At 69.2% G+C, this 3,667-nt stretch carries 2 protein-coding genes; both read right to left on the bottom strand.

Features of this window, described 5'->3' with window-relative positions:
* Positions 1-89 precede the first annotated feature (89 nt).
* Positions 90-1,610 (bottom strand): anthranilate synthase component I, encoded by a 1,521-nt coding sequence (gene trpE / locus VDQ18_RS23200; RefSeq protein WP_323023223.1) that lies wholly within the window; start codon positions 1,608-1,610, stop codon positions 90-92.
* A gap of 19 nt (positions 1,611-1,629) precedes the next feature.
* Positions 1,630-3,489 (bottom strand): SurA N-terminal domain-containing protein, encoded by a 1,860-nt coding sequence (locus tag VDQ18_RS23195; protein ID WP_323023222.1) that lies wholly within the window; start codon positions 3,487-3,489, stop codon positions 1,630-1,632.
* Positions 3,490-3,667: the final 178 nt, after the last annotated feature.

Raw genomic sequence — 3,667 nt, 5'->3', positions numbered from 1 at the left:
AGGAGGGTGGAAAACCCTCCTTGAAGCAGGGGGTGCGGGGGGCGGCAGCCCCCCGTCTCCGGTCGCCCGAGGCACGAGGGCGAAACCCCTCAGTAATTGCCGCGCACGAAGAGGCCCGCGCCCTCGGCCGCCGCGCGCAATGCCTTGGCCTTGTTGACCGATTCCTGCCATTCGGCCTCGGGATCGCTGTCGTAGACCACGCCGCCGCCGGCCTGGGTGTACATTACCCCGTCCTTCACCACCGCGGTCCGCAGCGCGATGCAGAAATCCATCTCGCCATTGGCGCCGAAATAGCCGATGCCGCCGCCGTAGATGCCGCGTTTCTCGGGCTCCAGCTCGTCGATGATCTGCATCGCCCGGATCTTCGGCGCGCCCGAGACCGTGCCCGCGGGAAGACCCGCCAGCAGGGCAGACAGCGCGTCCTCGTCGTCGCGGATCTCGCCCACCACGTTCGAGACGATGTGCATGACGTGGGAATAGCGCTCGATGATGAATTTCTCGGTCGGATGAACGGTGCCGATCTTCGCGACCCGGCCGACGTCGTTGCGGCCGAGGTCCAAGAGCATCAGATGCTCGGCCAGTTCCTTCTGGTCGGCCAGCAGATCCAGCTCCAGCGCCTTGTCCTCTTCGGGCGTGGCGCCGCGTTTGCGGGTGCCGGCGATGGGGCGGATCGTCACCTCGCCGTCCCTGAGCCGCACCAGGATCTCGGGCGACGCGCCGACGATGTGGAAGGCGCCGAGGTCGAAATAGACCATGAAGGGCGAGGGGTTGGTGCGCCGGAGCGAGCGGTAGAGGGCGAAGGGCGGCAGCGGGAAATCCTGCGCCCAGCGTTGGGAGGGCACGACCTGGAAGATGTCGCCGGCGCGGATGTAATCCTTGGCCTTCTCCACCGCAGCCTTGTAGCCCTCCTTGGTGAAGTTCGAGCGCGCCTCGCCGACGCTCAGCGCGTCACCCAGCGCGCGGCCTGTGCCCGCGGCCTCGCGTTCGAGATCGCGCAGCGCGTCCATCACCCGTTCGGCGGCCTGGGCATAGGCGGCGCGGGCGCTGAGCCCGGAGCCGGTCCAGGCGGGCGAGACCACGGTCACTTCGCCCTTCACCCCGTCCAGCACCGCGACGACCGAGGGACGCATCAGCACCGCATCGGGCAGGTCCAGCGGGTCGGGATTGGTCATCGGCAGGCTTTCGACCAGCCGGATCATGTCATAGCCGAGATAGCCGAAGAGCCCGGCCGAGATGGCAGGCAGGTCGGCGGGCATGGTGATCCGGCTTTCGGCCAAGAGGCCGCGCAATTCCTCCAGCGGGTGGCCGGGCAGATCGCGGAAGGCGTGGTCGTCGAAGCGCGCCTCGCGGTTCACCCGGCTCTTGCCGTAGCGGCATTGCCAGATCAGGTCCGGCTTGGTGCCGACGATGGAATAGCGGCCGCGGATCTCGCCGCCGGTCACCGATTCCAGCATGAAGCTGTCTTTCCGGTTGCCGGCGATCTTCAGCATCAGCGAGACGGGCGTGTCCAGATCCGCGGCAAGGCGGGCATGGACCAGCTGGTTCTCGCCCCGGTTCCACCCGGCTTCGAACTCGGCGAATTCGGGGATGAGGAGGGTGGAATGCGACACGGACGGCACGCCTTTCGGATCAGCGGAAGTTGGTGTGGACGGCGTCGATGGCCGCCTGGTTCAGGGTGATCCCGGCTTCGGCCTGCAGCGCACGCGCGAAATAGGTGAAGACATCCTGTGCCAGCGACTGGCCCATCTGCTGGTTGATGGCCTGGGTCAGCTGCTGGGTCTGCGCATCCTCGGTATCGGCGGCTTCGGTCGGGCCGATCAGGGCCAGCAGCGCGCGACCTTCGGCGACATGCAGGACCGTCGTGCCCTCGTCGCCCGCCATCAGCTCGTCCATCATCGAGGGCGGGATCTGCGGCTGCGGGTCCAGGCGCGTGACATCGGCCAGCGTCTCGGCGGCGATGCCGCGGGCTTCCGAGAAAGCCTCGACCCCGCCCGAGGCGAGCTCGCCGCTCCATTCCTGGCCCAGCGTCGCCAGCGCGGCGTTCAGCGCCTCCTCGCGGGCCCCTGCGGCGGCCTCCACCCGGACGGCGTCGAGCGGTTGCGGCGCGGGCGGCGTCACCCGGTCGAGGCGCAGCGCGAAGAGGCCGCCATCCGACAGTGACCCGAGTTCGGGGAAATCGTCGGCCTGGGCCGCGGCCGCGGCGGTGGCGAATTCGGTATAGGCGGCAATGCCTTCGGTCACATCCGGGTTCCAGTCGATCTCGCCCAGCTGCATCGGCGATTCGGCGGCCAGATCCTCGAGCGTGGCGCCCCCGGCCAGCAGGTCGTCCAGGCTTTCCTGCTGGTCCTGGATCGCCCGGCGCGCGGCATCGCCCGCCAGTTCGGCGCGCAATTCGTCGCGGGCTTCCTCGAAGGTGGTTTCCTGGGCGTTGAGGATGGCGTTCATGCGAAACAGCGCGGGCCCGAGGTTCGAGGGCAGCGGCCCCACCACCTGGCCGGGTTCCTCCAGCGCGAAGACCGCGGCACCGGCGGTGCCGAGCTGCGCCTCGCTGACGTCGCCCATGTCGGCGTCATCGAGCGAGAGGCCGCGCGCGGTCACCAGATCCTCGAAACTGGCCTCACCCGCGGTCAGGCGGTCCATGGCCGCCTGGGCCTCGGCCTCGGTGCCGAAGACCAGCCGCTCGACCAGCCGCCGTTCGGGCTGGACGTAATCGGCGATGCGCTCGTCATAGAGGCTGCGGATCGTGGCCTCGTCGACCTCGACACTGTCGAGCACCATGTCCGGGGTGAGCCAGGCAAAGGTGATATGGCGCGTCTCGGGCGTGGTGAACCGGGCGAGATTGGCGTCGTAATAGGCCTGGACCGCGGCGTCGTCGGGCTCGGTCAGCGGGCTCGGCAGCTGCGCCTCGGTCAGGGTGAAGATATCGAAGCGGTGGCGCGTGGCGTAATAGTCCATCAGCGGCGCGCGCAGGTTGTCGGGCGTCTCGATGCCGGCGGCGGTGGCGGCCTGCAGCAGGCTGCGGGCGGCGTCGCGGCGGACCTGCTCCTCGAACTCGGCGGGGGTCATGCCGTTGTTTTGCAGGCGGAAGCGGTAGGTTTCCATGTCGAAGGCGCCGGTCGGACCCTGGAAGGCGCCCATCTGCACGATGCTGCGCTGGACGTTCTGGTCGCCGACCGAGATGCCGATGCGGTCGGCCTCGTTGTCGAGCGCGGCTTCGGTGATCAGCTGGGCACGGACCTGCTGGTCGATCTGCGCGCCCTGGGCCATGGCCAGGGTGACCGGCTGGCCGATCTGGCTTTCGAGGCCCCGCATCTCGGCCTGAAGGGCGCGGGCATAGGCGTCGGCCGGGATCTGCCGGTCGCCGACGGCGCCGATCGAGGTGACGCGGCCGCCGAGGAAACTGTCGATGCCGAAGCCGCCCAGACCGGCGATCAGCATCGCCATCAGGATCCACATCATGATCGCTTGCGCGCCGTTCTTCTTGGCCATCGGGGGCTCCGTCCGTCTTGTCCGCATTTCGGGCTGGCCCTGTGTATGGCCAAGCGGGTCAGGGGGCAAGTCTGCTGCGAGGGGCGGGAGATGGGCCTGCGGCGTCGCGCGCGCGGACAGGGAGGAGGCGGGGGGCCAGCCCCCCGCGCCCCCCGCCAAAGGGGGTTTTCCACCCCCT

The sequence above is a fragment of the Pararhodobacter sp. genome, from assembly GCF_034676075.1.
In the GTDB taxonomy this organism is placed as follows: Bacteria; Pseudomonadota; Alphaproteobacteria; order Rhodobacterales; family Rhodobacteraceae; genus Pararhodobacter.
This window is presented reverse-complemented; position numbering and strand designations above follow the sequence as displayed.